This is a genomic window from Streptomyces sp. CB02261, from assembly GCF_001905665.1.
Lineage (GTDB): Bacteria > Actinomycetota > Actinomycetes > Streptomycetales > Streptomycetaceae > Streptomyces.
Genome location: NZ_LIVX01000007.1, coordinates 1 through 24,970, shown reverse-complemented (window position 1 = coordinate 24,970; position 24,970 = coordinate 1). Strand labels below are relative to the sequence as shown.

The following is a 24,970-nucleotide window of genomic DNA, read 5'->3' as shown; positions in this document are numbered from 1 at the left end:
GTATGCACTAGTGCAATGGAGTCACGCAATGAGCACCACCGCCGACACGTACACGCCGACCGACCGGACCGTGCCCACGCGCTCCCGCGAGCGCGCCTCGTACGACAAGGCGCTGGTCCACTCGATACTCGACGAGGCGTACGTCTGCCACCTCGGCTTCGTCCGCGACGGCGCGCCGGTCGTCCTCCCGACGCTCTTCGGCCGCGTCGGCGACCGCCTCTACGTGCACGGCTCCACCGGCTCGCGGCCCTTGCGCGCCGCCGGCGACGGCGTGGCGGCCCCCGGACTGCCCGTCTGTCTGACCGTGACCCACGTCGACGGCCTCGTGCTCGCCCGCTCCGCCTTCCACCACTCCCTCAACTACCGCTCGGTCGTGGTCCACGGCACCGCTCACCAGGTCACCGACCCCGAGGAACTCCGGACGGCGCTCGACGCCCTCGTCGACCAGGTCGTCCCCGGCCGCTCCGCCGACTCGCGCCCCGCGAACACCAAGGAGCTCGCCGCCACGGCCGTACTCCGGCTCGACCTGGACGAGGTCTCGGCGAAGGTCCGCACCGGCGGCCCCAACGACGCTCCCGAGGACCTCGCCCTCCCCCACTGGTCCGGGGTGGTCCCGGTCCGCGGCGGCTACGGCCCGCCGGTCCCGGCCGACGACCTGGACCCGGCCGTCGGCCTGCCGGACTACCTGGCCGCGCTCTGACACGACACGTACGACGGGACGGCCGGAGGCGGCACGAACCGCCCCGGCCGCCGAGAACCCATCAGGCCCCCGCCACCGGCACCCGCCGGGCCACCGGCCGCCGGGACCCATCGGGCCGCCCGCCGTCTACACGGCCCCGGCCCGCACCGCCACCGCCTCCCGCCGGCGTTCGGCCGCCGCCGTCCGTGCCTCGGCGCAGGCGAGCCCCGTGACGGCGGCGAGCAGCAGCAGCGTGCCGAACACGACGGCGACGGTGAGCCGCTCCCCGAGCAGTGACACGGCGATGACGGCCGCGCTCACCGGCTCCAGGAGCATGATCACGGAGACCGTGGCGGCCCGGACGACCGCCGCTCCCGCGAAGTACAGCGCGTAGGCGAGCGCCGTCGGCACGGCCGCCACGTACACGAGGAGGAGCAGGACGCTGACGGGCGCGTCGGTGTGCGGTACGAGCCCCTCCGCGAGCGCGGCGGGCAGCAGCCCGACCGCCCCGATCGCGAACGCCCAGGTGGTGGTGGCGAGGGCGTCCGTCCGGCCGCCGCCCCGGCCGATCCACCGGGTGAGCAGGGTGATCGCCGCGTATCCGGCCGCCGAGACGACCGCGAGGACGACACCGAGCGGCCGTACCTCCGTGGCCCCTCCCCCCAGGACGAGGACGACGAGCCCGGCGAGGGCGCCGGTGACGGCGGCGACGCCGCCACGGCCGAGGCGTTCGCCCATGGTGAGCCGGGCGCCGAGCGCGATGAGCACGGGCCCGGCGCCCAGGGTGACGACGGTGCCGACGGCGAGGCCGGTGGCCTGGACGGCGGCGAAGTAGGCGCTCTGGAAGACGGTGAGGCCGATGCCCGTGGCGAGGATGCGGGCCGTGCGCCGGCCGCGCGGTTCACCGGTCGTGCGGGCGGCTTCGCGCCGTGGCCGCAGGGCCAACGCGCCGAGCAGCAGGGCGAGGCCGCCGAGGCAGCGCCAGAAGGAGAGGGCCAGCGGGCCCATGTCGCTGATGCGGAAGATCAGCGAGGCGGCCGCGCCTGCGGTGCCCCAGGCGATCCCGGCGACGATCAGATAGAGCAGGCTCCGCCCGACGGACAGGGCGGATTCCGAAGAGTTCGACACGTGACTTCTCCGTGGAAGACAGGAGGGAAGGATGGTCGCTCGGCTCCGCGCGCGGGCAGCGACGAACCGCTCGGGGGCAAGGAGTCGCCCGGCCGAGCCCGGTCTTCGTCGAGGAGAGTCGCCGCGCGCCTAGACGGCGGGAGGCGGAAGGACGGTCGCGTGCATGATCGGCACCCTACGGGGCCGTCCGTCCGGCGGACAACTCCGTATCGCGGCCCGGATCACGGCCCGGGTCGCGGCCCCCGGCCTCGCCCTCCGCCGCCGAAGCCACCGCTGAGTCCGTCCCCGCCGGAGCCACCTCCGCCATCGAACCGGCCACCGAACCCGCCATCGCATCCGCCACCGCACCCGTCACCGAACCCGTCACCGGTCCGGCCGCGACCGCCTTCGGCGTCGAGGACTGGGCGATGAAGGCGCCGATCAGCACGACCGCACCGCCGATGATCTGCGGCGCGTCGAGGTGCTCGCCGAGCAGCACCCAGGCGAGGACGGTGGCGATGACGGCCTCCAGACAGGCAACGACCCCCGCCACCTGCGGGGAGAGCCGGCGCACCGAGATGACGCCGGTGACGTACGCGAGGACGGTGGCGATCAGCACGATCCAGCCGAGCAGCAGCCACGCGGGCACCGCACTGCCGTCCATGTCGGCGCTGCCGCCGAGCAGCGCCCAGTCCATGCCCCACGGGCGGGCGACGACGGTGAGGACGAGCGCGCCGATGAGCAGCCCGTACGCGATGACGCCGAGCGGGTCGGCCTGTCCGTCCTCGTCGGCGCCCTGGTCGGAGAGGACGAAGTAGCCGACCTGGCAGCAGGCGGCGGCGAGCGCCAGGAGCAGACCGAAGAGGTCGAAGGTGAGTCCGGACCAGACCTGGACGACGCAGGCGAGGCCGCCGACGGCGAGGACGACACCGAGGGCGGCGGCGCGGGTGACGGGCCGGCGCTGGACGAAGCGGACCCAGCCGAGGACGAGCGCCGGGGCGAGGTACTCGATGAGGAGGGCGACGCCGACGGGGATGCGGGAGATCGAGGCGAAGTAGAAGGCCTGGACTCCGGCGACGGCGAGCAGGCCGAAGCCGAGGAGGAGCGCGGGTTTCCGGCGCAGGAGGTCGCGGTGGCGCCAGGCCACCGGAAGCATGACGAGCGCGGCGCCGGCGACCCGGAGCCACACCACGTGCAGCGGGTCGAGTCCCGCTTCGATCAGCGGCTTGGCCGCCACTCCTGAACCACCGAATGCGAAGGCCGAGGCCAGGGCGAGTCCCAGGCCGGCGCTTCTCCCCTGAGACGCGTGCATCGGGCCATGATGACAGGGTGCGGTCAGGCGCGTAACCCCCGTCACACCTGTTGAGACGGCTCGCGGCGACGACGCGGAACACGCGCCTCCGCCACGACGCAGGGGCGACCCGTCAGCGCTCCCCGATCCGTGTGGCCAGCGCGTCCGTGTCGACCCCCGCCCGGCGCAGCACCTCGGCGGCCCGGCTCCCGGGGTCGGCGGCGATGACGGCCAGGAGGTCCACGCCGCGGGCCTGCGCCTCGCCGCGCTCGGCCGCGCGCCGGAAGGCCTCCTCCAGAGCCGCCGACGCCGCCGGCGACCAGCCGGACGCCCGGGGATCCGGCGGCTCGGCCCCGCGCACGGCGGGCAGCAGGCGCCCCGTGCCGGAGTTCTCGACCGAGCGCTGCCAGCGCAGGCCGTAGCCGATGGACCGCTGGACGAGATAGCCGAGGACACGGGCGAGCTGGTGGTCGCCCTCGAATGCGGCACCCGCCTCGGGGTCGGACTCCAGAAGGGCGTGCAGCAGGTGCGCGGTGTCGATCTGCCGGTCGCCGTCCCGGAGGGCTCTGCGACGGGCACCCGTGACCACCGTCATGAGGGACGGCGTCAGGAGGGGCGCGAGCTCCGCACGCGGGGCGACGGGCTGCCGGAGCGGCTGGGAGAGCGGGACGGGACGGTGCACCCTCCCACCTCACCAGTCCCGGGCGGCCGGGACATCGCCGGGGAGAAGCATGTCCACATCCCACCGGGGTTGGGTACGCGCGCGCGGTTCCTCCTCCTTACGGATGAGATCGCGCACGTTGCTCCCCCAGGGCGTGCGTCGCCTTGCCCCGCGCCCCCGATGCAACCACGGGCCCCTCCGCCCACGTCCTCCGGTCGTGTTCTGGATGGTGGCGCTGCTCGCACGAGACGGGCGGCAGTACGTCTACCGGGTGTACGCGCCCCGGGAGGCGCTGCCCGCCGACCTGTTCTGGGCGGCGTTCCACTGCCACGAGGAGGACGGGGCTCCGCGCGCCTCGGACAGCTTCGACGTGGCCGAGATCTGGTGGATCGGCGATGGCGCGGGCCCCACGACCGCAGAACTGACAGTTCATCAGTATTGAATGTTCACGGACGCCCGGCTACGTTCCGCGACACCGGAACCAGTGGGCACGCGTGAAGGGGTGGTCTCTCATGGCCGAAGTCAGCGCGGAGGCACGGATCGAGGCGCCGACCGGGAAGGTCTGGGCGCGGCTCATGGACTTCTCCTCGTACGGGGAGTGGAACGCCACCCACACCGACTTCCCGAACGGCGGTCCGACCGCCCTGGAGACGGGCGCCACCTTCACCGAGAACATGAAGCTGATGGGCTTCCCCGCCGAGGTGCTCTGGACCGTCGAGGAGCTGGAGGCCGAGCGCGCCTTCGCCATCAAGGGCAAGGGCCCGATGGGCGTCCTCGTGACCACGCGCTACGCGCTGACGGAGGACGGGGACGCGACGCGGATGCGGATCGACGGCGAGTTCACCGGCGCGGCCGTCTCCCTGATGGCCGGCAAGCTCAGGGACTCGGCGACGACGGCGCTGACGGAATCCCTGCGGAGGCTTTCGGCCCTGGTTGCCTGACACGGACAGGCCGCCGAAGGGCCCCGCGGCACGCGCCACGGGGCCCTTCGGCGCATCCGGCCCTCGCGGGCACCGGTCAGTGCTCGTCGGCCAGGATGAGGTACAGCTTCTTGCGGGCCTCGTTGATCACGCCGACCGCCTTCTGCCGCTGCTCGGGGGTGCCGGTCTTCCAGACCTGACCGAACGCCTCCATCAGGCCGAACCCGGCCTGCCGGACCTCGTTCAGCGCCTCCCAGTCGACCCCGCGCCCCACCTCTTCCCAGGGGGCCTCCGGACCTTCCTCCGCTTCGGAGCGTCCGGCGTCGGTGAGCGTGAAGAGCTTCTTGCCGCCCTCGCTCGCGCTGGTGATCAGCCCCTCGTCCTCCAGCAGCTGGAGGGTCGGATAGACGGAGCCGGGACTGGGCTTCCACGCCCCGTCGCTGCGCTCGCCGATCTCGCGGATCATCTCGTAGCCGTGCATCGGGCGATCCTTCAGGAGCGCCAGGATCGAGGCGCGCACGTCACCGCGCCGCGCCCGCCCCCGGCCGCCACCGCCACCGCGACCCCGGCCTCCGCCGAAGGGCCCGCCGCCGAAGGCCGGCCCGAACGGACCGAACGCGGCGCGCCGCCCCTCGAAGTCGCCACGGGGCCCGGGGCCGCAGCCCCCACGACCGGCTCCGTGTCCGTTTCCGTACTCGTGTCCATGTGAACGCATCGCAACGCTCCTTCCATCGGGATTCCATCGTCGAACTGTCGCGATGCTTCAACGATATATCGGAAGCGTTCGCCGAGCAAGCAAACCGACTGCCCCGGCCTGACGAAGCCTGATCGTCAGGCTGCGGCCGACTACGGCTTTCGACCGAGCCGCGGTCAGCTGCGCGCCTCCGGGGGCCGGCCGCGGGATAGGGAGGTGGCCGGGTCGAAGCCGCAGGACGCCCGCATCTGGCAACGACGGCTGCACCAGCGGAGGCGCCTGGCGCCTCATCGCCGAACACATTCGGCAACGCCCCCGACCGGTCCCCGCGCCCCCACGGGATCCCCCGACCGTTCACGGCGCCACCGCCACGCGGGCCACTGACCGGTCCAGTTCTCCGGGATTGGCCTTGGCCTTCCGAATTCCGCCCCCGGTACGGTCGGCGACATGCGGATCCGAATCGTCGACGCCTTCACCGACCAGCCCTTCTCCGGCAACCCGGCCGGAGTCCTGCTCCTCGACTCCTTCCCGGACGACACCTGGCTGCAGCGCGTCGCCGCGGAGGTCAACCTCTCCGAGACGGCCTTCGCCCACCCGCTGCCCGCCGGCGGCGAGGCGGACTGGGCCCTGCGCTGGTTCACGCCCACCACCGAGGTCGACATGTGCGGCCACGCCACGCTGGCCACGGCCCACGTCCTGCACTCGACGGGCGCGGTGAGCGGCCCCGTGCGCTTCGCGGCCCGATGCGGCCTCCTCGGCGCCGCCCCCGAGCCCGACGGCACGATCACGATGGACTTCCCGACCTCGTCCCTCACGCCCGTCCCCGTACCCGACGGCCTGGAGAAGGCGCTCGGCGCCGAGATCCTCGCCGTCCACGACACGGCCGCCCACGTCGGCGACCTCGTCGTCGAACTGCGCGACGAGGCCGCCGTGCGGGGGCTCACGCCCGACTTCGCCGCCCTGAAGAGCCACTCCTCGCGCGGTGTCATCGCGACCGCCGCCGCCGAACATCCCGACCGCGGTCACGACTTCGTCTCCCGCGGCTTCTTCCCCGCCGTCGGCATCGACGAGGACCCGGTGACCGGAAGCGCCCACACCGCCCTCGCCCCCTACTGGTCGGCCCGGTTCGGCCGTGACGACCTCGTCGGCCTCCAGGGCGGCGCCCGCACCGGAATCGTCCGCACCCGCCTGCGCGGCGAGCGCACCCTGCTGAACGGCCACGCGGTCACGGTCATCGACGGCGACCTGCACGCCTGACCGCCACGCGTCACCAGAGCAACCCACGGGCGCCCCGGGTACCAGGTGCCGGGGTGCCGGCTGCCGGGTCCCGGGTGCACATGCGAAGGGGCGTACGGAGACCTCCGTACGCCCCTTCCCCACGAGCTCGTCACACCGTGGGCAGCCACCCCACCTTCCCCGCGAGCAGCCCGTACCCGACGAAGGCCACGATGTCGAGCAGCGCGTGCGCCACGACCAGCGGCCCCACCCGCCCCCATCGCCGGTACAGCAGGACGAAGACCACGCCCATCACCACGTTGCCGACGAAGCCGCCGATCCCCTGGTACAGGTGGTACGAGCCGCGCAGTACCGAACTCGCCACCAGGGCCGCCATCGGCGTCCACCCCAACTGGCCGAGCCTGCGCAGCAGATACCCGACGACGATGACCTCCTCCAGGACGGAGTTCTGGATCGCCGAGAGGATCAGCACCGGGTACTTCCACCACACCTCGGGCAGCGACTCGGGCACCACGGTCAGGTTGAACCCCGTCGCCCGCATCACCAGGTAGAAGGCCAGCCCCGCGCTCCCGATGCCCGCCGCGACCAGCGTGCCGCGCCCGAGGTCGGACCACGGCCTGGTCCGGTCGAAGCCGATGGCCCGCAGCCCCGACCCCTCGCGCAGCAGCAGATGGGCGACGAGCACGACCGGCACGAGGGCCGTGGCGATGCCGAACAGCTGCCAGGACAGGTCGAGCCAGGGCCGCCCCAGCGCGTACGAGCCGTTGAGCGTCGCCGCCTGCTCCTTCAGCGCCTCGGACTTGGTCAGCGAGCCGATGAAGCTGATGAGGGACGACACCGCGCTCGCCCCGAGCGAGAGCGCCAGGACGATGAGCATCTCGGAGCGCAGCAGCCGGCGGGGCAGGCGCTCGGGGGGCGGGGCGTCATCACTGACTCGTTGCTCGGACACCACACCTGTCTCCACTTCCCGGTCGCGTACGGCGCTCGCCGTACCGGCGGCGCCGACCACTTTGCCATGGTCAGCCGCCGCGCCGCCCGCACGCCGGGCTCAGTCGACGCCCACCGGCCAGGTGTGCACCGGTTCGCCCGCGTGCATGAGGGTCCGGTAGCGGCGGGTCGTCGCCGCGAGCGCCGCCTCCCGGTCGAGGCCCGACGCCAGCGCCCGGTGGAAGGTGTCGGCCTGCCAGGAGGCCCCGTTCACACGTCGCAGACAGCGCTGCTCGATCACACCGAGGTAGAAGTCCCGGTCGGCGGGCTCGATGTGCCAGGCGTCGAGCCCGGCCGCGGCGAGCGGCAGCAGCTCGTCGAGGACGAGCCGTACCGCGGGAACGGTCGCGACGCCGCCCGCGCGGCCCGAGCGGGGCCAGCGCAGCTCCGCTTCGATGCCGTGGCGGCAGGCCGTGTCGAAGTTGGCCTCGGCGTCCTCGAAGGTCATCCGCTTCCACACCGGCCTGGGGTCGTCGGCGAGCGAGCGGACGAGCCCGTAGTAGAAGGCGGCGTTGGCGATCACGTCGGTGACGGTCGGCCCGGCGGGCAGCACCCGGTTCTCGACGCGCAGGTGCGGGACGCCGTCGACCCAGCCGTACACGGGCCGGTTCCAGCGGTAGACCGTGCCGTTGTGCAGGACGAGCTCCTGGAGGCGCGGCACGCCGCCCTCGTCGAGGACGCGGAGCGGGTCCTCGTCGTCGCAGATCGGCAGCAGGGCGGGGAAGTAGCGGAGGTTCTCCTCGAAGAGGTCGTACACCGAGTCCACCCACCGCTCTCCGAACCAGGTGCGCGGCCGGACGCCCTGCGACTGCAGCTCGGGCGGACGGGTGTCGGTGGCCTGCTGGAACAGCGGTGGCCGCGACTCGCGCCACAGTTCGCGGCCGAAGACGAAGGGCGCGTTGGCGCCGAGCGCGATCTGGACCCCCGCCACCGCCTGCGACGCGTTCCACACGGCGGCGAACCGGGCCGGGGTCACCTGGAGATGGAGCTGGACCGAGGTGCAGGCCGCCTCGGGGACGATCGACTCCGAGGTGCACAGCAGGCGTTCGACGCCGTGGATGTCGAGCGTGAAGTCCTCGCCGCGGGCGGCCAGGATCTGGTTGTTGAGCAGCGTGTAGCGGTCGGCGGACGAGAGGTTCTCGAAGACCAGGTCCTCCTGTGTGAGGGTGGGAAGTATGCCGATCATGACGACCCCGGCGTCGAGTTCCGCGGCCATGCGGTCGGCGTAACCGATTCCGGTTCCGATCTCCTCCGCGAGCCGGTCGAAAACGCGGTCCCCGAGCTGGTGGGGCGCGATGTTCACTTCGAGGTTGAACAATCCGAGTTCCGTCTGGAAATCGGGGCTCGCGATCTTTTCGAGAACCGGCCCGTTCAGCATGCGAGGCAGCCCGTCGGGGCCGGCGAGATTGAGTTCGATCTCCACACCCATGAGATTGCGGGGACGGTCGAACCGCTTCTCCGCCAACAGCCTCGCCAGCCCCGCGAGACACTGCTGGAGCTTTCTCCGGTACCGCTGCCGGTCGGACGGGCCGAACCCGTCGGCCACGACCTTCTCCCCCATCTAAGGCGTCCCTCCACGAGTGGCCGGCCGCCACCACGGCCGCGTGTCACGGACGATGATGCCCACCCCGCTGATCCACAACGCCTGCGGAAGAAGGCTGTCGGACGATAGGCTGGATGAAGCACTCCACCGGCACTTTCCGGGGTCACAGGGCAATTGACATATACCAATGTCCTATTTTCTCGGAACCCCGGGTCGACATTCAGCCGTCCACCTCTGCGAGAAATAGGCAGGTGAGAGCGGCGCCGCCCCGGGATTCCGCTTCCGCGGCCCGCGATGTACGACCTGATGACGCCTTGCCAGGAATATCGGCGACGTCTAGCGGAAACACTCTGTGAACACGTGTCGTATAAACTCCGCGGACGAGGCAGAGTGTTGGCGCCCGGCCATGGCCTCATGGCCCTCCTCTGGCCCCGCCGCCGACAGCGTCGTCGTGTACCTGCCCACGCATCACCGTGTCTCCTGAGCGAGAGGCGACCCACCATGCTCCGACCCTCCCCGGCCCCTGCGCCGGCCCTCCGCAGCGTCCTCGCGGCCCTCGGTTCCCCGACCGCCGTCCACGAGGCGCGAACGCCCGCCCTACGGGCTGCGCAGGGACCGCTGAGCCCCGAACTCCCCTTGCCCGTACACGTGTTGGACGTCACCGGAGCACCGGGGCACGCGCCCCGCATCCGGCTCGCCGGCTGGCGATTCCTCATCAGGAGCGGCGACCGGGCGATCGCCGCCGCGGACACCATGCTCACCCCCGACGGCTGGTCCTTCTCGCACTTCTTCGAAGGTCCGTACGTCACCGCCACCGAGCGGGCGCTGCTCCAGGCCGAGGCGCTGCCCGTCCCGTACCAGCCGCGGCTCCTCTCCGTACCGGAGCTCTACATGCAGACCCTGTGGCTGCACGCCGACGCGGACGCGGACGGTGCCACCGCCGCCCCGGCCGCGGCCGATCTGATGGTGCCGCTCGCTCCCGCGCCGCCGGGGATCGCGGCCCACCGCGCCTACCAGATCGCCGATCTCCTGCCCGTGCTCAGTACGCGTCTCGCGCCGCCGCCCCTCATGGGTTCGCCGGCGCCCGCCTGATCCATCCCACGCGCACCACCGCCCCGTGACCCGCCCGGGTCACGGGGCGCACTGCTGTCCGATGGTCGCGCCCGAACGCCCCGCCCGAACACCCCTCCCGGACGGACTAGCCCACTGGGACCACTCCGAACCACCCGAAAAGACGGTGCAGTTGACCTGAACCGCCCCTGCGGGTGATGCGTCTTCCCCGGAGAGGACGAGCTGACGCGAAATACCTGCGGAAGGGCGTCCATGGGGCAAGACTGGGACCGGAACCGAACCGACCGACGGGGGCGGCGATGAGCGCGAAGAGCCGCAGGACATCCACCACGACGCAGCGAAAGAACCCACCCATGTGCCAGCACCAGCCTGCCTGTCCCACCGCCGACTCCGCCGACAGGGAGGCGGCCCGACTGACGGCACACCACCCGGAACAGGGCTGGAGCCTGCTGTGCAACGGCGTCCTGCTCTTCGAGGACACCGGTGAACTGCTGCCGGACGGGCAGATCATCGCCCCGCACCGGCCGCTGACGGCGGGACGGGTGACGACCGCCGCCTGAAGGCGCGGCATCGCCACCGTAGGAGCGCGAACGCGGGAAACGCCGAGGGCCGGCCCGGAGAGGATCTCCGAACCGGCCCTCACGTCATGCCGTGGGCTCAGTGGTCGTACTCGTCCAGCGGCGGGCACGAGCAGACCAGGTTCCGGTCACCGAAGGCGCCGTCGATCCGGCGGACCGGCGGCCAGTACTTGTCGGCGGCCGAGACGCCGGCCGGGAAGACGGCCTCGTCGCGGGTGTACGCGTGGTTCCACTCGCCGCCCAGCGACGCCGCGGTGTGCGGGGCGTTGTGCAGCGGGTTGTCCTCGGCGGGCCACTCGCCGGAGGCGACCTTCTCGATCTCGCCGCGGATCGCGATCATCGTGTCGCAGAAGCGGTCGAGCTCGGTGAGGTCCTCGGACTCGGTCGGCTCGATCATCAGCGTGCCGGCGACCGGGAAGGACATCGTCGGGGCGTGGAAGCCGTAGTCGATGAGGCGCTTAGCGATGTCGTCGACCGTGACGCCCGTCTCCTTCGAGAGGGGACGGAGGTCCACGATGCACTCGTGGGCGACCAGACCGGCCGGGCCGGTGTAGAGGACCGGGAAGTGCGGCTCAAGGCGCTTGGCGATGTAGTTCGCCGCGAGCACGGCCACCTGCGTGGCGCGCTTGAGGCCCTCGCCGCCCATGAGGCGGACGTACGACCACGAGATCGGCAGGATGCCGGCGGAGCCCCACGGGGCGGCCGAGATCGGGCCGACGCCGGTCTCCGGGCCCGCACTGGGCTGGAGCGGGTGGTTCGGCAGGTACGGGGCGAGGTGGGCGCGGACGCCGACCGGGCCGACACCGGGACCGCCGCCGCCGTGCGGGATGCAGAAGGTCTTGTGCAGGTTCAGGTGCGACACGTCGCCGCCGAAGTGGCCCGGCTTGGCGAGACCGACGAGCGCGTTGAGGTTGGCGCCGTCGACGTACACCTGGCCGCCGGCCTCGTGGACCTCGGCGCAGATGTCGGCGACGTGCTCCTCGAAGACGCCGTGCGTCGACGGGTAGGTGATCATCAGTACGGACAGCTCGTCGCGGTACTGCTCGATCTTGGCGCGCAGGTCCGCGACGTCGACCTCGCCGTCGTCGGCGGTCTTGACGACGACGACCTTCATGCCGGCCATGACCGCGGAGGCGGCGTTGGTGCCGTGCGCGGAGGACGGGATGAGGCAGACGGTGCGCTGGAGGTCGCCGTTGGCGCGGTGGTAGGCGCGGACGGCCAGCAGACCGGCCAGCTCGCCCTGCGAACCGGCGTTCGGCTGGATCGACACCTTGTCGTAGCCGGTGACCTCGGCGAGACGCTCCTCCAGCTCGGTGATGAGCGTGAGGTAGCCCTGCGCCTGCTCGACCGGGGCGAAGGGGTGCATCTGACCGAACTCGGGCCAGGTCACCGGCTCCATCTCGGTCGTCGCGTTCAGCTTCATCGTGCAGGAGCCGAGCGGGATCATGCCGCGGTCCAGCGCGTAGTCGCGGTCCGCGAGCCGGCGCAGGTAGCGCAGCATCGAGGTCTCGGAGCGGTGCGCGTGGAAGACGGGGTGGGTCAGGTACGCGTCGGAGCGCAGCAGCGCGGCGGGGAGCGTGTCCTCGACGACCGCGTCCAGGGCCTCGATGTCACCGTCGACACCGAAGGCGCCCCACACGGCGGCGAGCTGCGCGCGCCCGGTGGTCTCGTCGCACGACATGGAGACGTGGTCGGCGTCGACGCGGTACAGGTTGACGCCGGCCTCACGGGCGGCGGCCACGACCGCGTCGGCCCTGCCGGGCACCCGGGCGGTGAGGGTGTCGAAGAAGGCGCCCTGGGTGAGCTCCACGCCTCCGGCCGTCAGACCGGCGGCGAGGATCGCGGCGTAACGGTGGGTGCGGCGCGCGATGCCCTTGAGGCCCTCGGGACCGTGGTAGACGGCGTACATACCGGCCATGACGGCGAGCAGCACCTGGGCGGTACAGATGTTGCTGGTGGCCTTCTCGCGGCGGATGTGCTGCTCGCGGGTCTGCAGGGCCAGGCGGTACGCGCGGTTGCCGTCGGCGTCGACGGAGACACCCACGAGGCGACCGGGCAGCGAACGGGCGTGCTTGTCCTGCACGGCCATGTAGCCGGCGTGGGGGCCGCCGAAGCCCATGGGGACGCCGAACCGCTGCGTCGTGCCCACGGCGATGTCCGCGCCCAGCTCGCCGGGCGAGGTGAGCAGGGTGAGCGCCAGCAGGTCGGCGGCGACGGTGACGATCGCGCCGAGTTCGTGGGCGGCGTCGACCAGCGGCTTGATGTCGCGGACGGCACCGGAGGCACCGGGGTACTGGACCAGCACACCGAAGACACCGCGCTCGGCGACCTCGGCGGGGATGCCCTCGCTCAGGTCGGCGACGACGACCTCGACACCGGTCGGCTCGGCGCGGGTCTCGATGACCGCGATGGTCTGCGGCAGGGCGTCGGCGTCGACGAGGAAGACACCGTTCTTGACCTTGCCGACGCGCCGGGACAGCGCCATGGCCTCGGCGGCTGCGGTGCCCTCGTCGAGCAGGGAGGCGCCGGAGGTGGGCAGCCCCGTCAGGTCGGCGACGACGGTCTGGAAGTTCAGCAGGGCCTCGAGGCGGCCCTGGGAGATCTCGGGCTGGTACGGGGTGTACGCGGTGTACCAGGCGGGGTTCTCCATCACGTTCCGCAGGATCACCGGCGGCGTGAAGGTCCCGTAGTAGCCGAGGCCGATCATGGGCGCGAGGACCTGGTTGCGGTCGGCGAGCGTCCGCAGCTCGGCAAGGACCTCGGCCTCCGTGCGCGCGGCCGGCAGGCCCAGCGCCTCGGTGTTCTTGATGACGTCCGGCACCGCGGCGGCCGTGAGCTCGTCGAGCGAGCCGTAGCCGACCTGGGCGAGCATCTTGGCGCGCGCCTCGGCGTCGGGCCCGATGTGCCGCTGCTCGAACGGGATGCCCTGTTCGAGTTCGGAGAGCGGAATGCGGTTGGCGGTCATGTACGGAGGCCTCCTGGTCGTCACGACCTGCGAGGGGCACCACGGCGCGGGTACCCGGACGGCCTCCCCCTCTGTCATCTCAACCTGAGAGTTTCACCGGCACGCCTCGCGGCACGCCGGCTTTCACCGTCGGTGAGAGCGCATGCCGTCGGACACCGCTCTGCTTTCCAGAGTGACCTCGTCCGCGCGGTACAGGGGCCTGAGAGATTCCGGGGAGGATTTGCTCCTTCGGCGCCCACCGGAAGGTTTCTCCGGGGGACTCTCCCGCACGGGGTCGACAGCCACAGCCAGCCTACCAGCGAGGTTGCGACTCCTATCGCTCAAGTGGCCGACATCCCACATGTGCACTTTCGTAGGGGGTACGTGCAGTTGCGACCAGTTGGAGGGACCGTGCAGACCGATATCGATCCGCGCAGCCTGATCGGCCGCAAGGCGTTCGACCGCAACGGACACAAGATAGGAACCGTGGACGAGGTGTACCTCGACGACGCGACCGGCGTCCCCGAGTGGGCCGCCGTCCGCACCGGACTGTTCAGCCGGGACGCCTTCGTCCCCCTGGACCCGAGCGACCTGCTCGACGACGGCCTTCACGTGCCGTACGAACGGGCCCTCATCAAGGACGCCCCCGACTTCGGCGTGGGCCGCCACCTCTCCCCCGAACAGGAGCTCCAGCTGTACCGCCACTACAGCCTGACCCTCCCCCCGTCCCCGGCGGACGCCCCGGACACGGACTTCGGCCGCCTGGCAGGCCAGGAGGGCCCGTAGCGACCCCGCCTCACCCGGCACGACAGCCCCGAGGTGCGACGGGCGCCCCAGGCCCGGCCGCGAGGCCGGGCCCACCCGGGCCTACTCACGCCCCCGCACCAGCGGCAACGCCTCTCCCGGTACGAGTTCCGGATCGTCCACCGCGAAGGTCCGCACCCGCCCCGGCTCCGACCACGGCTCCTCGAACCGCACCGTGACCCGCCCGACCCCGCTCCCCTGCACCCACCCCGCCCCGTACACGGCGTGCCGCACGTCGTGCCCGGGCGCCCAGCGCCGCTCCACGGCCACCTCGGCCTCGGGCTCCGGTGCGGCGACGGCCTCGGCCGCGACCGGGGCGGCATTCCCCTCGCCGCCGGCCACCGCCCCCTCCGCCGCCTCGGCCTGCGCGAACAGGTCCTCCTGCGTGTAGTCGGCGAGCCCGCTCACCCCGACGCCCAGCAACCGCACGCCCCCGGTCGTGTCCACCGCTTCGAGCAGCCGCCCGGCCGCCTCCCGCACCACGCCCGGGTCGTCCGTCGGCCCCCGGAGCGTCTCGGACCGGGTCAGGGTCGAGAAGTCGAACCGCCGCACCTTCAGCACGATGGTCCGCCCGGAGTGCCCCGACGCCCGGAGCCGCCCCACGCACCGCTCCGCGAGCCGCTCGACCTCCGTCCGGATCCGCACCCGGTCGTGCAGGTCCACGTCGAAGGTGTCCTCGACGGACACCGACTTCGCGTCCCGCTCGGCCACCACGGGCCGATCGTCGTACCCCTGGGCCATCCGGTACAGCGAGGCCCCGTGCGCCCGTCCGAGGAGCCGTACGAGCTCGTCCTCACCCGCTTCCGCAAGGTCGGACACGGTGGTCATCCCGGCCCGCCGCAGGTGCTCGCCCGTGGCCGGACCGACGCCGGGCAGGATCCGTACCGAACGCGGCCCGAGGAGCTCGCGCTCGGTCCCGGGCTCGATCAGGACGAGCCCGTCGGGCTTGGCCTCCTCGGAGGCGATCTTCGCGATCATCTTGGACCCCGCGAGCCCCACGGACCCCGTCAGACCCGTCGTCGCCAGGATGTCGACCCGCAGCCGCTCCCCTGCGGCCCGGGCGCTCGCGCTGTCGTCGGCGACCTCCCCGGCCTCCAAGTCCACGAAGGCCTCGTCGAGGCTCAGCGGCTCCACGAGCGGCGAGAGCCGTCCCAGCAGCTCCATGACCTGCTCGCTGATCGACCGGTAGAAGGCGAAGCGCGGCACGAGATAGGCGGCGTTCGGCGCGAGTCGCCGGGCCTGCCCCATGGGCATGGCCGAGTGGACACCGAAGCGGCGCGCCTCGTAGGAGGCGGTGGCGACCACGCCCCTGGGCCCGAGGCCGCCGACGACCACGGGTTTTCCGCGCAGGCTCGGCTTCGCCGCCTGCTCGGCGGCGGCGAAGAAGGCATCCATGTCGAGATGCAGGATCGTCGGCGCGGCTCTCACGCTACCGATGCTGCCTCACGGCACTGACAACGCCGCCGCACCACCCCACGCGGGCGCCCCAGCCCGAGACGTACACAAGCCCCCCCGAGGGCGCTCGGGGGGCCCTCAGACCGCCCGGTCCCTCCGGCGCCTGGCGGCCAGCTCGTCCCCCGGGTTGTGCCCCACGAGCGTCTCGCCCGTGTCGACGCGCTCCCCGTGCAGCTGCGACAGCGCCGCCTCGACGTCCCGCCACACCACGCCCACGGCGATGCCGAAGACACCCTGACCGCCCTTGAGCAGGTCGACGACCTCGTCCGGCGAGGAGCACTCGTACACCGTGGCCCCGTCGCTCATGAGCGTCATCCGCTCCAGGTCGCGGAAACCCCGCGCCCGCAGGTGCTGCACGGCGGCCCGGATGTTCTGGAGGGCGACCCCGGTGTCGAGGAAACGCTTGACGATCTTCAGGACGACGACGTCACGGAAGCTGTAGAGCCGCTGCGTCCCCGACCCGTACGCGGGCCGTACGCTCGGCTCCACGAGCCCCGTACGCGCCCAGTAGTCCAATTGGCGGTAGGTGATCCCCGCCGCCGCACAGGCCGTCGGGCCGCGGTAGCCGACCGTCTCACCCGCCCCGCCGGGCCCCTCTCCGGGAGCGGCACCCGCCCCCGTACCGCCCGCACCGGCATCCGCACCGAAGTCGCCCACACTGCCGTGAAGCGGATACGGACCGCTCTCTCCGGACGTGCGTCCGAGCGAGCTGCCTGCCGTACCGTCCGCGCTGCTCATCACGCCGACCCTCCGTCCTTGACCTGCCCACACGAAGGTAGGCAGTCACTCGGGGTGCGTCAACGATCGCCACACTCGGCACGCCGAGTGATAATCACCCTGAGAGTGGTTTCCCGTATCTCTCTTCGGGGAAAGGCTACTCGAATGCCCTGACGGCACCCCGCGAACGGCTCTCGGCCGCGTCGCTCCGCGTCACTGACTGTTGGTCCCGAAGTCCTCCGGTGAGATCTGGTCGAGGAACTCGCGGAACTTCTCCACCTCGTCCTCCTGCTCGTCCGGAATCGCGATGCCGGCGTCGTCCAGCACACCGTCGCTGCCGAAGATCGGCGTCCCGGTACGAAGGGCCAGCGCTATCGCGTCCGACGGGCGGGCACTCACCTCCACGCCGCTGGCGAAGACCAGCTCGGCGTAGAAGACCCCGTCCCGCAGATCCGTGATGCGGACTTCGCTGAGTTCCTGTCCCACGGCCTCCAGCACGTCCTTGAACAGGTCGTGCGTCAGCGGCCGCGGCGGGGCCATCCCCTGCTGGGCGAAGGCGATCGCGGTCGCCTCACCCGGTCCGATCCAGATGGGGAGGTACCGATCGCCTCCCACTTCACGCAGGAGCACGATCGGCTGGTTGGAGGGCATTTCCACCCGGACACCCACAACGTCGAGCTCGTTCACACAGCAACCCTAGGACGTGCTCGACCGGTTTGGATAGTCGGGCCCCGTCAAGGCCACCGCCGAACTCACTGGAGACGGATCCCCAGAGCGGTCCGCACGAGGGCCGCGTGCAGCCTCACCGACTGCGTGGCGAGCTCCTGCGCGGTGGCCTCCGCATGGGCTCTGGTCTGCGGATTACGGTGCCGGCGCAGCGGCGCGACAACCTGTTCGATCAGCCCGGCCTCCCGGTCCGCGGAGGCCTTGACGGCCCTCAGGTGCCGCGGTTCCAGACCGAATCTCCCCATATCCGCGACAAGCCGCGCGACGATAACGGACTCGGGGTCGTAGCCGCCGCCCTCGGTCGGAGAGATCAGACCGTACGACTCCCACTCGACGAGCTCGGCCTCGGTCACCTCCGCCGCGGCCAGCAGCTCCGCCCGCCCGATCCGGGCCGCGGTGGGCGCCTCGGCGTCCTGCTCCCAGGGCCCTTCGGACAGGTCCCGCCGACGCCCGGGGGCCGGGAGCGTGATCTGCTCCCCCCTGGCGAGGGCGTCGAGGTGCTCGCGGATGACCTTCAGCGGGAGGTAGTGGTCCCGCTGCATCCGCAGGATCTGAGCGAGCCGCTCCACGTCCTGCGGGCTGAACTTCCGGTACCCGGAGGCCGTACGCCGGGGCTCCACGAGCCCCTCGGCCTCCAGGAACCGGATCTTGGAGATGGTCACTTCGGGAAATTCGTCGCGTAGCTGGTTCAGCACCGTGCCGATGCTGACCAGCCGGTCGCCCGCGGTGGGGGCGCCGGAATCGGCGCCACCCGTCGGTGTTCGCAGCATGGACCTTCCCTGAAGGCTTCTCCGAGGCGTCACACGCCCCGCTGGCTCGAGTAGAAGACCAGCCGGTACTTGCCGATCTGCACCTCGTCGCCGTTGGACAGAACGACCGAGTCGATCGGCTCACGGTTGACGTACGTGCCGTTGAGGCTGCCGACGTCGGACACGGTGAAGCTGCCGTCCTGGCCCCGCCGGAACTCGACATGGCGCCGGGAGACCGTGAAGTCGTCCAGGAAGATGTCGCTCTGCGGGTGACGGCCGGCCGTCGTCAGCTCGCCGTCCAGCAGGAACCGGCTGCCGGAGTTCGGCCCGCGCCGCACCACGAGCAGCGCGGAACCCAGCGGCAGGGCCTCCACGGCCGCCAGCGCCTCGGGAGAGAGCGAGGGCAGCTGCGTCTGGCCGGTGACCTCCGACTCGTAGGCCTCGAGACCCGAGATCGAGATCGTGGACGTCGTCTCCGAAGCACGCTCGGCGGCGACCCCGCCCCGCAGCGGCGTACCGCAGTGGGAGCAGAACCGGCTGTCGGCCGCGTTGCGGTGACCGCACCTCGTACACACCGGCATGGACGCATCCTCCTGCCGCGGCTGCCCCGCCGAGGTCTGTGTCGCGTACGGATCGGGGGCAAACCCTCCACCCGTACTTGAGGTTGATGGTTCTCCGAAACCTATGCGGGCAGCACCGGCGGGGTCAACAGACGACGCGCCGTGGGTGCCGGAAATGTCACCGCCCTGGCCGTCGACCTCGTCACGGAAGAGCGGGCGCTCGCCACCCTGCTCCTCGCTCTGGGCATGACGCGGCGCGCGGTGCCTGGCGTTGCCGCCGTCCTCGCGTGCGCTCTTGCCGAACAACTTCGCAAACAACTTCACGGGCGATTCCCCTTGACCGAAACAGACCCGCCCGTGGGGCAGGACGAACCGAGATCCATCACACCTGCCGACCCGGACACCTTCACAACGTCCGTATCCTCCGGACAGTTTCCACCACGCACCACCGTTGTGGTGCGCCGACCCCCCGCAACGCCTTGCCCATGTCGCGGGACCCCCCTCGTCCCCCTCTCACTGGGAGGACGACTGAGCGTAGTCAGGCCGCTTCGCGGGTCGCAAGGCGTCGACGACGATCTTCGCCGACCGCTCCACCGTGGCTGTGGCCTGCTCCTTCTCCAGGGTCTGCACGACACCACCGGGGATGTTGAGCGCGGGCTCGAGATCCTCCGGCTTGCCGATGACCTTGAAGACGTACGGAGCGGCCACCTTCGTTCCATCGATCCGCATGTCATCACCGATCCCGGTGAAATAACTGTCCGCGACGACCCTCACACCGTTGACCTGGATCGCCTCGGCACCGGCGGCGCGCAGCTCCTGGATGGCGTCGAGCAGCATGTCCGACTCGACGGCCCCAGTGGGGTCACCGACGGTCAGGGTGATGCCGGGGCCCTCGGCGGCGACGGTGCCGGCCAGGATCCCGAGCTGCTGCTCCTTCTCCTGGGTCTGCTTGCGCGCCTCCTCGGCCTGGTCCGAGCTGGACTCCAGCTCCGAGCGCTGCTTCTCCAGCCGGGCCTTCTCGTCCTCCAGGCGCTGCGTGCGGTCGTCGAGCTCGTCGAGGATGCGCACCAGGTCCTCCTGGCGCGCCCCGCGCAGCGCGCTGTTCTCGCTGGTCGAGGAGACCTGGATGGCCAGGCCGAGACCGAGGACGAAGAGCAGCAGCGCGACGACGAGCTGGGCCCGGGTCACCCGGAGCGGCCACAGCGCGGACGCCAGTCGCCGACGGCCGCTCGGATCGGTGCCGACGGGAGCGGCGGCGGACGCGGAAGCCGAAGGAGCGGGGGGCGTCACGGGCGCGGGGGCGTCCTCGGCACCGGCTTCACCCTCGACGGGGCCATTGGGGGCCCCTGGCTCCGCCGTCTTCCCGGCGCCGGCCGTCTCCGGGCCGCTCTCCGGCCCTTGCGGCTCGACGTGGCTCGCCGACTCGCGGGCGTCCTGAGGTTCCTCGGGGTTCTGCGGGTTCCGCGGGTCCTGGGGGCTCTGAGGGTTCTCGCTCATCGGCGTCACGCCCGGAAGACGTGGCGCCGGATGGCGGCCGCGTTCGAGAAGATCCGGATGCCGAGCACGACGACCACACCGGTCGACAGCTGCGCGCCGACGCCCAGCTTGTCACCGAGGAAGACGATCAGCGCGGCCACGACCACGTTGGAGAGGAACGAGACCACGAAGACCTTGTCGACGAAGATGCCGTCGAGCATGGCCCGGAGGCCGCCGAAGACCGCGTCGAGGGCGGCGACCACGGCGATCGGAAGATAGGGCTCGACCACCGCCGGAACTTCGGGGCGGACCAACAGTCCCACCACGACTCCGACGATCAGGCCCAGTACGGCGATCACGATGTGCCCTTCCCTGTGTCGGCCGTGGCCCGGCCGGAGGGCGTCGCCGCCCCGGCCCCCCTCGGCTCTGCGGTACGTACGGTCAGGCTCGGCGCAGCCGGCAGGCGCACGTCGCCCTCGGCCGTGATACCGCTCCTGATCCCGAAGTTCTCCACCAGCGCGTGCAGGTACTGCCCGTCGGCGCTGTCCTGGAACGCTGTGCTCAGCCGCTGTCCGTCCCCGATCGCGAGGATGGTGTACGGCGGCACCAGCGGCTTGTTGTCGACCAGTATGGCGTCGCCCGCGGCCCGGATCGCGGACAGCGAGGTCAGCCGCTGCCCGTTGATGGCGACGGCCTCGGCGCCCGACTCCCACAGCCCGTTGATCACCCGCTGCATGTCACGGTCGCGCACCCGGCCCGTGTCGGAGAAGCCGCTGCTCTCCCGCGGTCCGCCGCCACCGGTGTCGGTGTCCTTGGCGTCGTCGACGACGAGCTTCACCCCGGGGCCGTGCACCGGGGTCGCGCCCGAGAGCAGCGCCACCAGCTCGGCCTGGTCGCCGCCGAGCTGCTGCAGTGCCTGCCGCTGGCGTTCCCCGACCTCGGCGCCGATCCGCTCGACGTCCCGCTCCAGCTGGTCGGCCGTCGACGTCTCCGCGTCGATCCGGTCGATCAGCTCCTGCCGTTCCTTGGCGACGACGGGAGCGGAGATCCGCGCCTCGGCCGCGCCCACGGTCACCACGGCGGCCGCCAGCAGCAGGCCCGCGGCGACGCCCAGCTTGGCCCGCAGAGTACGGGGCAGCCCGCCTCCCTCGACCTCACGCCGGGCGCTCGCCTCCGCGTAGCCGTCGTCGAGCGCGTGGTCCATCACGTTGTTCAGCAGCGACATGGACGCGTCCGGACGCGGCGGCGGTGATCCGGTGCTCCGAACGGGGGGCTGCTGCGACATGCCGCACATCGTCGCACGTCGCACGACCTACCGCCGAATGGCCCCTCCGACCGGCGGGGAGGCACCCGGAGGCACCTCCCCGCCGACACGACCCGCGCGGGTCAGCTGCCCGCGCTGTCCACCACCGCGGCCCACTCGTCGAGCAGGGCCTGCGCGGAGGCGTCGTCGGGGCCCTCCGCCCACAGATGGGTGACGGCCTCGGCCGGGTCCGGCAGCACCATCACCCACCGTCCGTCGGCCTCGACCACCCGCACCCCGTCGGTGGTGTCCACGGACCGGTTCCCGGCCGCCTCCACCACCCGGCGCATCACCAGACCCTTGACGGCCCACGGGGTCGCGATGTCCTTCTTGAGGACGTGCGCCCGCGGGATCCGCGCGTCGATCTGGCTCAGGGTGAGCTGCGTCCGCGCGACGAGACCGATCAGCCGGACGAAGGCCGCGGCACCGTCGAAGACACTGCTGAACTCGGGCACGATGAACCCGCCGCGCCCGTCACCGCCGAAGATCGTCGACTCCTCGCGCCCGACCCGCGTGAGGTCGTCGGGCGAGGTGGTCGTCCACTCCACCTGCGTGCCGTGGTACGCGGCGACCTGCTCGGCGATCCGTGTGGTGGTCACGGGCAGCGCGACCCGCCCGGACCGCCGCTCGGCCGCCACCAGGTCGAGCATGACCAGGAGTGCCCGGTCGTCCTCGATGATCCGGCCCCGCTCGTCCACGAGCGAGAGCCGCTCACCGACGGGGTCGAACCGCACGCCGAACGCCGCCCGTGCCGAGGCCACGATCTCCCCGAGCCGTACGAGGCCCGCCCGCCGGCTCTCGGCCGACTCGGTGGGTCTCGACTCGTCGAGACCGGGGTTGATGGTCAGCGAGTCGACCTGGAGCCGCCCCAGCAGGCTGGGCAGCACGAGCCCTGCGCTGCCGTTGGAGGCGTCCACGACGACCTTCAAACCCGCTTCCGCGATCCCCGAGGTGTCGACGTTCCGCAGCAGCGAGCCGGTGTACGAGTCGAAGACGCTCGCCGGGAAGGACAGGTCACCGATCTCGCCGGGGAACGCCCTGCGGTACTCCTGGCGCGCGAACACCCGGTCCAGCTTCCGCTGCCCGCCCTGGGAGAGGTCCGCCCCGCGTTCGTCGAAGAACATGATGTCCACGGAGTCGGGCACACCCGGCGTGGTCCGCACCATGATGCCGCCGGCACTGCCCCGGGCGGTCTGCTGCCGTGCCACCGGCAGCGGTACGTTCTCCAGGTCGCGCACGTCGATGGCGCTGGCCTGCAGGGCCGAGATCACCGCCCGCTTCAGCGCTCGCGCGCCCCGGGAGTGGTCTCGCGCCGTGGTGACGGTCGCCCCCTTCTTGAGGGTCGTGGCGTACGCCCCCGCGAGACGGACCGCCAGCTCCGGGGTGATCTCCACGTTGAGGATGCCGGAGACGCCTCGCGCCCCGAAGAGGTGGGCCTGCCCGCGGGACTCCCAGATGACCGAGGTGTTGACGAAGGCGCCGGCCTCGATCGTCTTGAACGGGTAGACCCGCACATTGCCCTGCACGATCGATTCCTCACCGACCATGCACTCGTCACCGATGACGGCCCCGTCCTCGATCCGGGCCGCCCGCATGATGTCGGTGTTCTTCCCGATCACACAGCCGCGCAGATTGCTCTGCTGCCCGATGTAGACGTTGTCGTGGACGACGGCTCTGTGGAGGAAGGCGCCGCTCTTGACGACCACGTTCGAGCCGACGACCGTGTGCTCACGGATCTCCGCACCGGCTTCGACCTTGGCGTAGTCACCGATGTACAGCGGCCCGCGAAGCACCGCGTCGGGGTGCACCTCGGCGCCCTCGGCGACCCATACGCCCGGCGAGATCTCGAAACCGTCGACGTCGACCTGGACCTTGCCCTCCAGGACGTCGGCCTGGGCCTTCACATAGCTCTCGTGCGTGCCGACGTCCTCCCAGTAGCCCTCGGCGACATAGCCGTAGATCGGCTTGCCCTCCTTCATGAGCTGCGGGAAGACATCACCCGACCAGTCCACCGGAACGTCCGCCTCGACATAGTCGAAGACCTCGGGCTCCATCACGTAGATGCCGGTGTTCACGGTGTCCGAGAAGACCTGTCCCCAGGTGGGTTTCTCGAGGAAGCGCTCGACCTTTCCCTCCTCGTCGACGATCGTGATGCCGAATTCCAGCGGGTTCGGCACCCGGGTGAGACAGACCGTGACGAGGGCGCCCTTCTCCTTGTGGAAGGCGATGAGATCGGTGAGGTCGAAATCGGTGAGCGCGTCCCCGGAAATGACGAGGAAGGCGTCGTCCTTCAACGCTTCCTCGGCATTCTTCACACTGCCCGCTGTACCGAGTGGCTTCTCCTCGTTGGCATACGTGAGCTCCATCCCGAGCTCCTCGCCGTCGCCGAAGTAGTTCCGGACGAGTGAGGCGAGGAATTGCACGGTGACGACGGTCTCGTTGAGACCGTGCCTCTTGAGCAGTCGCAGGACGTGCTCCATGATCGGCCGGTTCACCACCGGCAGAAGAGGCTTGGGCATGCTCGAGGTCATGGGGCGAAGACGGGTTCCCTCGCCACCGGCCATCACGACGGCCTTCATGTCGGAAGCGTCCTCCTTCAAGAGATGACGGTCCTGCCGACTGTGCCTGTCCGCTCAGTAGCCCGCGGACGTCCTCGTCGTTGCCGGCGACGCTGCTCGACACGGAGGGATCGGGCTCAATCGGCCTCGGTATCCGTCTTCACGAGTCGACGGACCTGGACCACGTAGAGGATCCCTGCCCACCAATACAGAGTTGTACCCCATCCGGCGAAAGCCCATCCGAAAACTTCAGCGAGTGACGAAAGCCAGCCCGTTCCGTCACTGAGAAGCAGCAACGGGAACGCGTACATCAAGTTGAAAGTGGCAGCTTTGCCGAGGAAGTTCACCTGCGGCGGCGGGTAGCCGTGCCGACGGAGGATTCCCACCATGACCAGCAGCATGGCCTCGCGGGCCAGCAGGGCGGCGGTCAGCCACCAGGGCAGGATCTCCCGCCAGGTCAGCCCCACGAGGGTGGACAGGATGTACAACCGGTCGGCGGCCGGATCGAGCAGCCGGCCGAGCTTGCTGATCTGGTTCCAGCGCCGGGCCAGTTTGCCGTCGAGATAGTCGCTGACGCCGCTGAGCATCAGGACGAGAAGCGCCCAGCCGTCACTCTTGGGCCCGCCGAACTCCGGCCGGAGAATCAGCCACAGAAACAGCGGCACGCCGAGGAGACGCGCCATGCTGAGAATGTTGGGGATGGTGAGGACCCGGTCGGTCTGCACACGGGTCTCCTGGACCTCCACCCGGGGGCCTCCTGCTGGGAACGTACGGACGATGCCCCCTGACCTTACCCTCAAGCCGCGACACCCCGGCGCACAGGGGCTCTCCCGGCACCGGAACGCAAAAATGCCTCAACCCCCGGACAAGGTCCGGGGGTTGAGGCTAAAAATTGTTCGGCGGCGTCCTAC

Annotated in this window: 24 protein-coding genes and 1 riboswitch; of the genes, 7 read left to right on the top strand and 17 right to left on the bottom strand. The window is 71.3% G+C overall.

The window, feature by feature from the left end; genetic code table 11:
- Window positions 1-28: 28 nt before the first annotated feature.
- Window positions 29-700, top strand: a complete 672-nt coding sequence (locus AMK29_RS22705; protein WP_073815955.1) for a pyridoxamine 5'-phosphate oxidase family protein — start codon at window positions 29-31, stop codon at window positions 698-700.
- Window positions 701-826: 126 nt separating this feature from the next.
- Here the strand turns inward: AMK29_RS22705 and AMK29_RS22700 are convergent, their stop codons facing one another.
- The 3 genes from AMK29_RS22700 to AMK29_RS22690 form a co-directional block, all read right to left on the bottom strand.
- Window positions 827-1,807, bottom strand: a complete 981-nt coding sequence (locus AMK29_RS22700; RefSeq protein WP_073815953.1) for a DMT family transporter — start codon at window positions 1,805-1,807, stop codon at window positions 827-829.
- A gap of 175 nt (window positions 1,808-1,982) precedes the next feature.
- Window positions 1,983-3,098 (bottom strand): EamA family transporter, encoded by a 1,116-nt coding sequence (locus tag AMK29_RS22695; protein ID WP_073815951.1) that lies wholly within the window; start codon window positions 3,096-3,098, stop codon window positions 1,983-1,985.
- Window positions 3,099-3,210: 112 nt separating this feature from the next.
- Complete coding sequence (locus tag AMK29_RS22690) at window positions 3,211-3,759, bottom strand: Clp protease N-terminal domain-containing protein (protein WP_241845654.1); 549 nt, start codon at window positions 3,757-3,759, stop codon at window positions 3,211-3,213.
- Between the two features lie 196 nt (window positions 3,760-3,955).
- Between AMK29_RS22690 and AMK29_RS22685 the strand changes: the two genes are divergently transcribed.
- Both AMK29_RS22685 and AMK29_RS22680 read left to right on the top strand, forming a co-directional pair.
- Window positions 3,956-4,180, top strand: a complete 225-nt coding sequence (locus AMK29_RS22685; RefSeq protein ID WP_073815949.1) for a hypothetical protein — start codon at window positions 3,956-3,958, stop codon at window positions 4,178-4,180.
- Between the two features lie 70 nt (window positions 4,181-4,250).
- Window positions 4,251-4,679, top strand: a complete 429-nt coding sequence (locus tag AMK29_RS22680; protein WP_073815947.1) for a type II toxin-antitoxin system Rv0910 family toxin — start codon at window positions 4,251-4,253, stop codon at window positions 4,677-4,679.
- A 76-nt stretch (window positions 4,680-4,755) separates the two neighbouring features.
- Here AMK29_RS22680 and AMK29_RS37820 read toward each other — a convergent pair whose 3' ends face one another.
- Window positions 4,756-5,373 (bottom strand): PadR family transcriptional regulator, encoded by a 618-nt coding sequence (locus tag AMK29_RS37820; protein ID WP_073815945.1) that lies wholly within the window; start codon window positions 5,371-5,373, stop codon window positions 4,756-4,758.
- 426 nt (window positions 5,374-5,799) lie between these two features.
- Here AMK29_RS37820 and AMK29_RS22670 point away from each other — a divergent pair, with 426 nt between their 5' ends.
- Window positions 5,800-6,609 (top strand): PhzF family phenazine biosynthesis protein, encoded by an 810-nt coding sequence (locus AMK29_RS22670; RefSeq protein WP_073815943.1) that lies wholly within the window; start codon window positions 5,800-5,802, stop codon window positions 6,607-6,609.
- A gap of 130 nt (window positions 6,610-6,739) precedes the next feature.
- Here AMK29_RS22670 and AMK29_RS22665 read toward each other — a convergent pair whose 3' ends face one another.
- Both AMK29_RS22665 and AMK29_RS22660 read right to left on the bottom strand, forming a co-directional pair.
- Window positions 6,740-7,465 carry a CPBP family intramembrane glutamic endopeptidase gene (locus tag AMK29_RS22665; protein ID WP_241845688.1) on the bottom strand — a complete coding sequence of 242 codons (726 nt, stop codon included), beginning with the start codon at window positions 7,463-7,465 and terminating at the stop codon, window positions 6,740-6,742.
- 171 nt (window positions 7,466-7,636) lie between these two features.
- Window positions 7,637-9,136 carry a glutamate-cysteine ligase family protein gene (locus AMK29_RS22660; RefSeq protein WP_073815939.1) on the bottom strand — a complete coding sequence of 500 codons (1,500 nt, stop codon included), beginning with the start codon at window positions 9,134-9,136 and terminating at the stop codon, window positions 7,637-7,639.
- Between the two features lie 483 nt (window positions 9,137-9,619).
- Between AMK29_RS22660 and AMK29_RS22655 the strand changes: the two genes are divergently transcribed.
- Window positions 9,620-10,210, top strand: coding sequence for a hypothetical protein (locus tag AMK29_RS22655; RefSeq protein WP_073815937.1), 591 nt, complete (start codon window positions 9,620-9,622; stop codon window positions 10,208-10,210).
- A gap of 332 nt (window positions 10,211-10,542) precedes the next feature.
- Window positions 10,543-10,749, top strand: coding sequence for a DUF5999 family protein (locus tag AMK29_RS22650; protein WP_053648929.1), 207 nt, complete (start codon window positions 10,543-10,545; stop codon window positions 10,747-10,749).
- 97 nt (window positions 10,750-10,846) lie between these two features.
- Here the strand turns inward: AMK29_RS22650 and gcvP are convergent, their stop codons facing one another.
- Entirely contained in the window at window positions 10,847-13,732 is a 2,886-nt protein-coding gene (gene gcvP, locus AMK29_RS22645) for an aminomethyl-transferring glycine dehydrogenase (protein ID WP_073817122.1), read from the bottom strand.
- Between the two features lie 177 nt (window positions 13,733-13,909).
- Window positions 13,910-14,009: riboswitch (glycine riboswitch) on the bottom strand.
- 113 nt (window positions 14,010-14,122) lie between these two features.
- Between gcvP and AMK29_RS22640 the strand changes: the two genes are divergently transcribed.
- Complete coding sequence (locus AMK29_RS22640) at window positions 14,123-14,497, top strand: PRC-barrel domain-containing protein (RefSeq protein WP_198942318.1); 375 nt, start codon at window positions 14,123-14,125, stop codon at window positions 14,495-14,497.
- 81 nt (window positions 14,498-14,578) lie between these two features.
- On the opposite strand, the gene AMK29_RS22635 is transcribed toward AMK29_RS22640, so the two are convergent.
- The 10 genes from AMK29_RS22635 to AMK29_RS22590 form a co-directional block, all read right to left on the bottom strand.
- On the bottom strand, window positions 14,579-15,943 hold the full coding sequence (locus tag AMK29_RS22635; protein ID WP_073815933.1) for a DNA polymerase IV: 1,365 nt from the start codon (window positions 15,941-15,943) through the stop codon (window positions 14,579-14,581).
- Between the two features lie 105 nt (window positions 15,944-16,048).
- Window positions 16,049-16,708: a MerR family transcriptional regulator gene (locus AMK29_RS22630; RefSeq protein ID WP_073815931.1), complete on the bottom strand. Its 660-nt coding sequence runs from the start codon at window positions 16,706-16,708 to the stop codon at window positions 16,049-16,051.
- A 192-nt stretch (window positions 16,709-16,900) separates the two neighbouring features.
- Window positions 16,901-17,374: a bifunctional nuclease family protein gene (locus AMK29_RS22625; protein WP_073815929.1), complete on the bottom strand. Its 474-nt coding sequence runs from the start codon at window positions 17,372-17,374 to the stop codon at window positions 16,901-16,903.
- A 65-nt stretch (window positions 17,375-17,439) separates the two neighbouring features.
- Entirely contained in the window at window positions 17,440-18,183 is a 744-nt protein-coding gene (gene ftsR, locus AMK29_RS22620) for a transcriptional regulator FtsR (protein ID WP_073815926.1), read from the bottom strand.
- A 29-nt stretch (window positions 18,184-18,212) separates the two neighbouring features.
- Window positions 18,213-19,154 (bottom strand): FHA domain-containing protein, encoded by a 942-nt coding sequence (locus AMK29_RS22615; RefSeq protein ID WP_073815924.1) that lies wholly within the window; start codon window positions 19,152-19,154, stop codon window positions 18,213-18,215.
- An 81-nt stretch (window positions 19,155-19,235) separates the two neighbouring features.
- On the bottom strand, window positions 19,236-20,219 hold the full coding sequence (locus AMK29_RS22610) for a DUF881 domain-containing protein (RefSeq protein ID WP_382618729.1): 984 nt from the start codon (window positions 20,217-20,219) through the stop codon (window positions 19,236-19,238).
- 5 nt (window positions 20,220-20,224) lie between these two features.
- Complete coding sequence (locus AMK29_RS22605) at window positions 20,225-20,557, bottom strand: small basic family protein (RefSeq protein ID WP_015032176.1); 333 nt, start codon at window positions 20,555-20,557, stop codon at window positions 20,225-20,227.
- A complete protein-coding gene (locus AMK29_RS22600; protein WP_073815920.1) occupies window positions 20,554-21,483 on the bottom strand; it encodes a DUF881 domain-containing protein in 930 nt (309 codons plus the stop codon). Before AMK29_RS22600 ends, AMK29_RS22605 begins: the two co-directional genes overlap by 4 nt.
- 101 nt (window positions 21,484-21,584) lie before the next feature.
- Window positions 21,585-24,080 (bottom strand): mannose-1-phosphate guanyltransferase, encoded by a 2,496-nt coding sequence (locus tag AMK29_RS22595; RefSeq protein WP_073815918.1) that lies wholly within the window; start codon window positions 24,078-24,080, stop codon window positions 21,585-21,587.
- Window positions 24,081-24,196: 116 nt separating this feature from the next.
- Complete coding sequence (locus AMK29_RS22590) at window positions 24,197-24,805, bottom strand: CDP-alcohol phosphatidyltransferase family protein (RefSeq protein ID WP_073815916.1); 609 nt, start codon at window positions 24,803-24,805, stop codon at window positions 24,197-24,199.
- Window positions 24,806-24,970: the final 165 nt, after the last annotated feature.

Excerpts from the sequence above, each read along its gene's own strand:
- AMK29_RS22705 (WP_073815955.1), top strand. The coding sequence starts at position 29 with ATGAGCACCACCGCCGACACGTACACGCCGACCGACCGGACCGTGCCC.
- AMK29_RS22695 (WP_073815951.1), bottom strand. The coding sequence starts at position 3,098 with ATGCACGCGTCTCAGGGGAGAAGCGCCGGCCTGGGACTCGCCCTGGCC.
- AMK29_RS22680 (WP_073815947.1), top strand. The coding sequence starts at position 4,251 with ATGGCCGAAGTCAGCGCGGAGGCACGGATCGAGGCGCCGACCGGGAAG.
- AMK29_RS37820 (WP_073815945.1), bottom strand. The coding sequence starts at position 5,373 with ATGCGTTCACATGGACACGAGTACGGAAACGGACACGGAGCCGGTCGT.
- AMK29_RS22670 (WP_073815943.1), top strand. The coding sequence starts at position 5,800 with ATGCGGATCCGAATCGTCGACGCCTTCACCGACCAGCCCTTCTCCGGC.
- AMK29_RS22665 (WP_241845688.1), bottom strand. The coding sequence starts at position 7,465 with ATGCTCATCGTCCTGGCGCTCTCGCTCGGGGCGAGCGCGGTGTCGTCC.
- AMK29_RS22660 (WP_073815939.1), bottom strand. The coding sequence starts at position 9,136 with ATGGGGGAGAAGGTCGTGGCCGACGGGTTCGGCCCGTCCGACCGGCAG.
- AMK29_RS22655 (WP_073815937.1), top strand. The coding sequence starts at position 9,620 with ATGCTCCGACCCTCCCCGGCCCCTGCGCCGGCCCTCCGCAGCGTCCTC.
- AMK29_RS22650 (WP_053648929.1), top strand. The coding sequence starts at position 10,543 with ATGTGCCAGCACCAGCCTGCCTGTCCCACCGCCGACTCCGCCGACAGG.
- gcvP (WP_073817122.1), bottom strand. The coding sequence starts at position 13,732 with ATGACCGCCAACCGCATTCCGCTCTCCGAACTCGAACAGGGCATCCCG.
- AMK29_RS22630 (WP_073815931.1), bottom strand. The coding sequence starts at position 16,708 with ATGAGCAGCGCGGACGGTACGGCAGGCAGCTCGCTCGGACGCACGTCC.
- ftsR (WP_073815926.1), bottom strand. The coding sequence starts at position 18,183 with ATGCTGCGAACACCGACGGGTGGCGCCGATTCCGGCGCCCCCACCGCG.
- AMK29_RS22610 (WP_382618729.1), bottom strand. The coding sequence starts at position 20,219 with ATGAGCGAGAACCCTCAGAGCCCCCAGGACCCGCGGAACCCGCAGAAC.
- AMK29_RS22600 (WP_073815920.1), bottom strand. The coding sequence starts at position 21,483 with ATGTCGCAGCAGCCCCCCGTTCGGAGCACCGGATCACCGCCGCCGCGT.
- AMK29_RS22595 (WP_073815918.1), bottom strand. The coding sequence starts at position 24,080 with ATGAAGGCCGTCGTGATGGCCGGTGGCGAGGGAACCCGTCTTCGCCCC.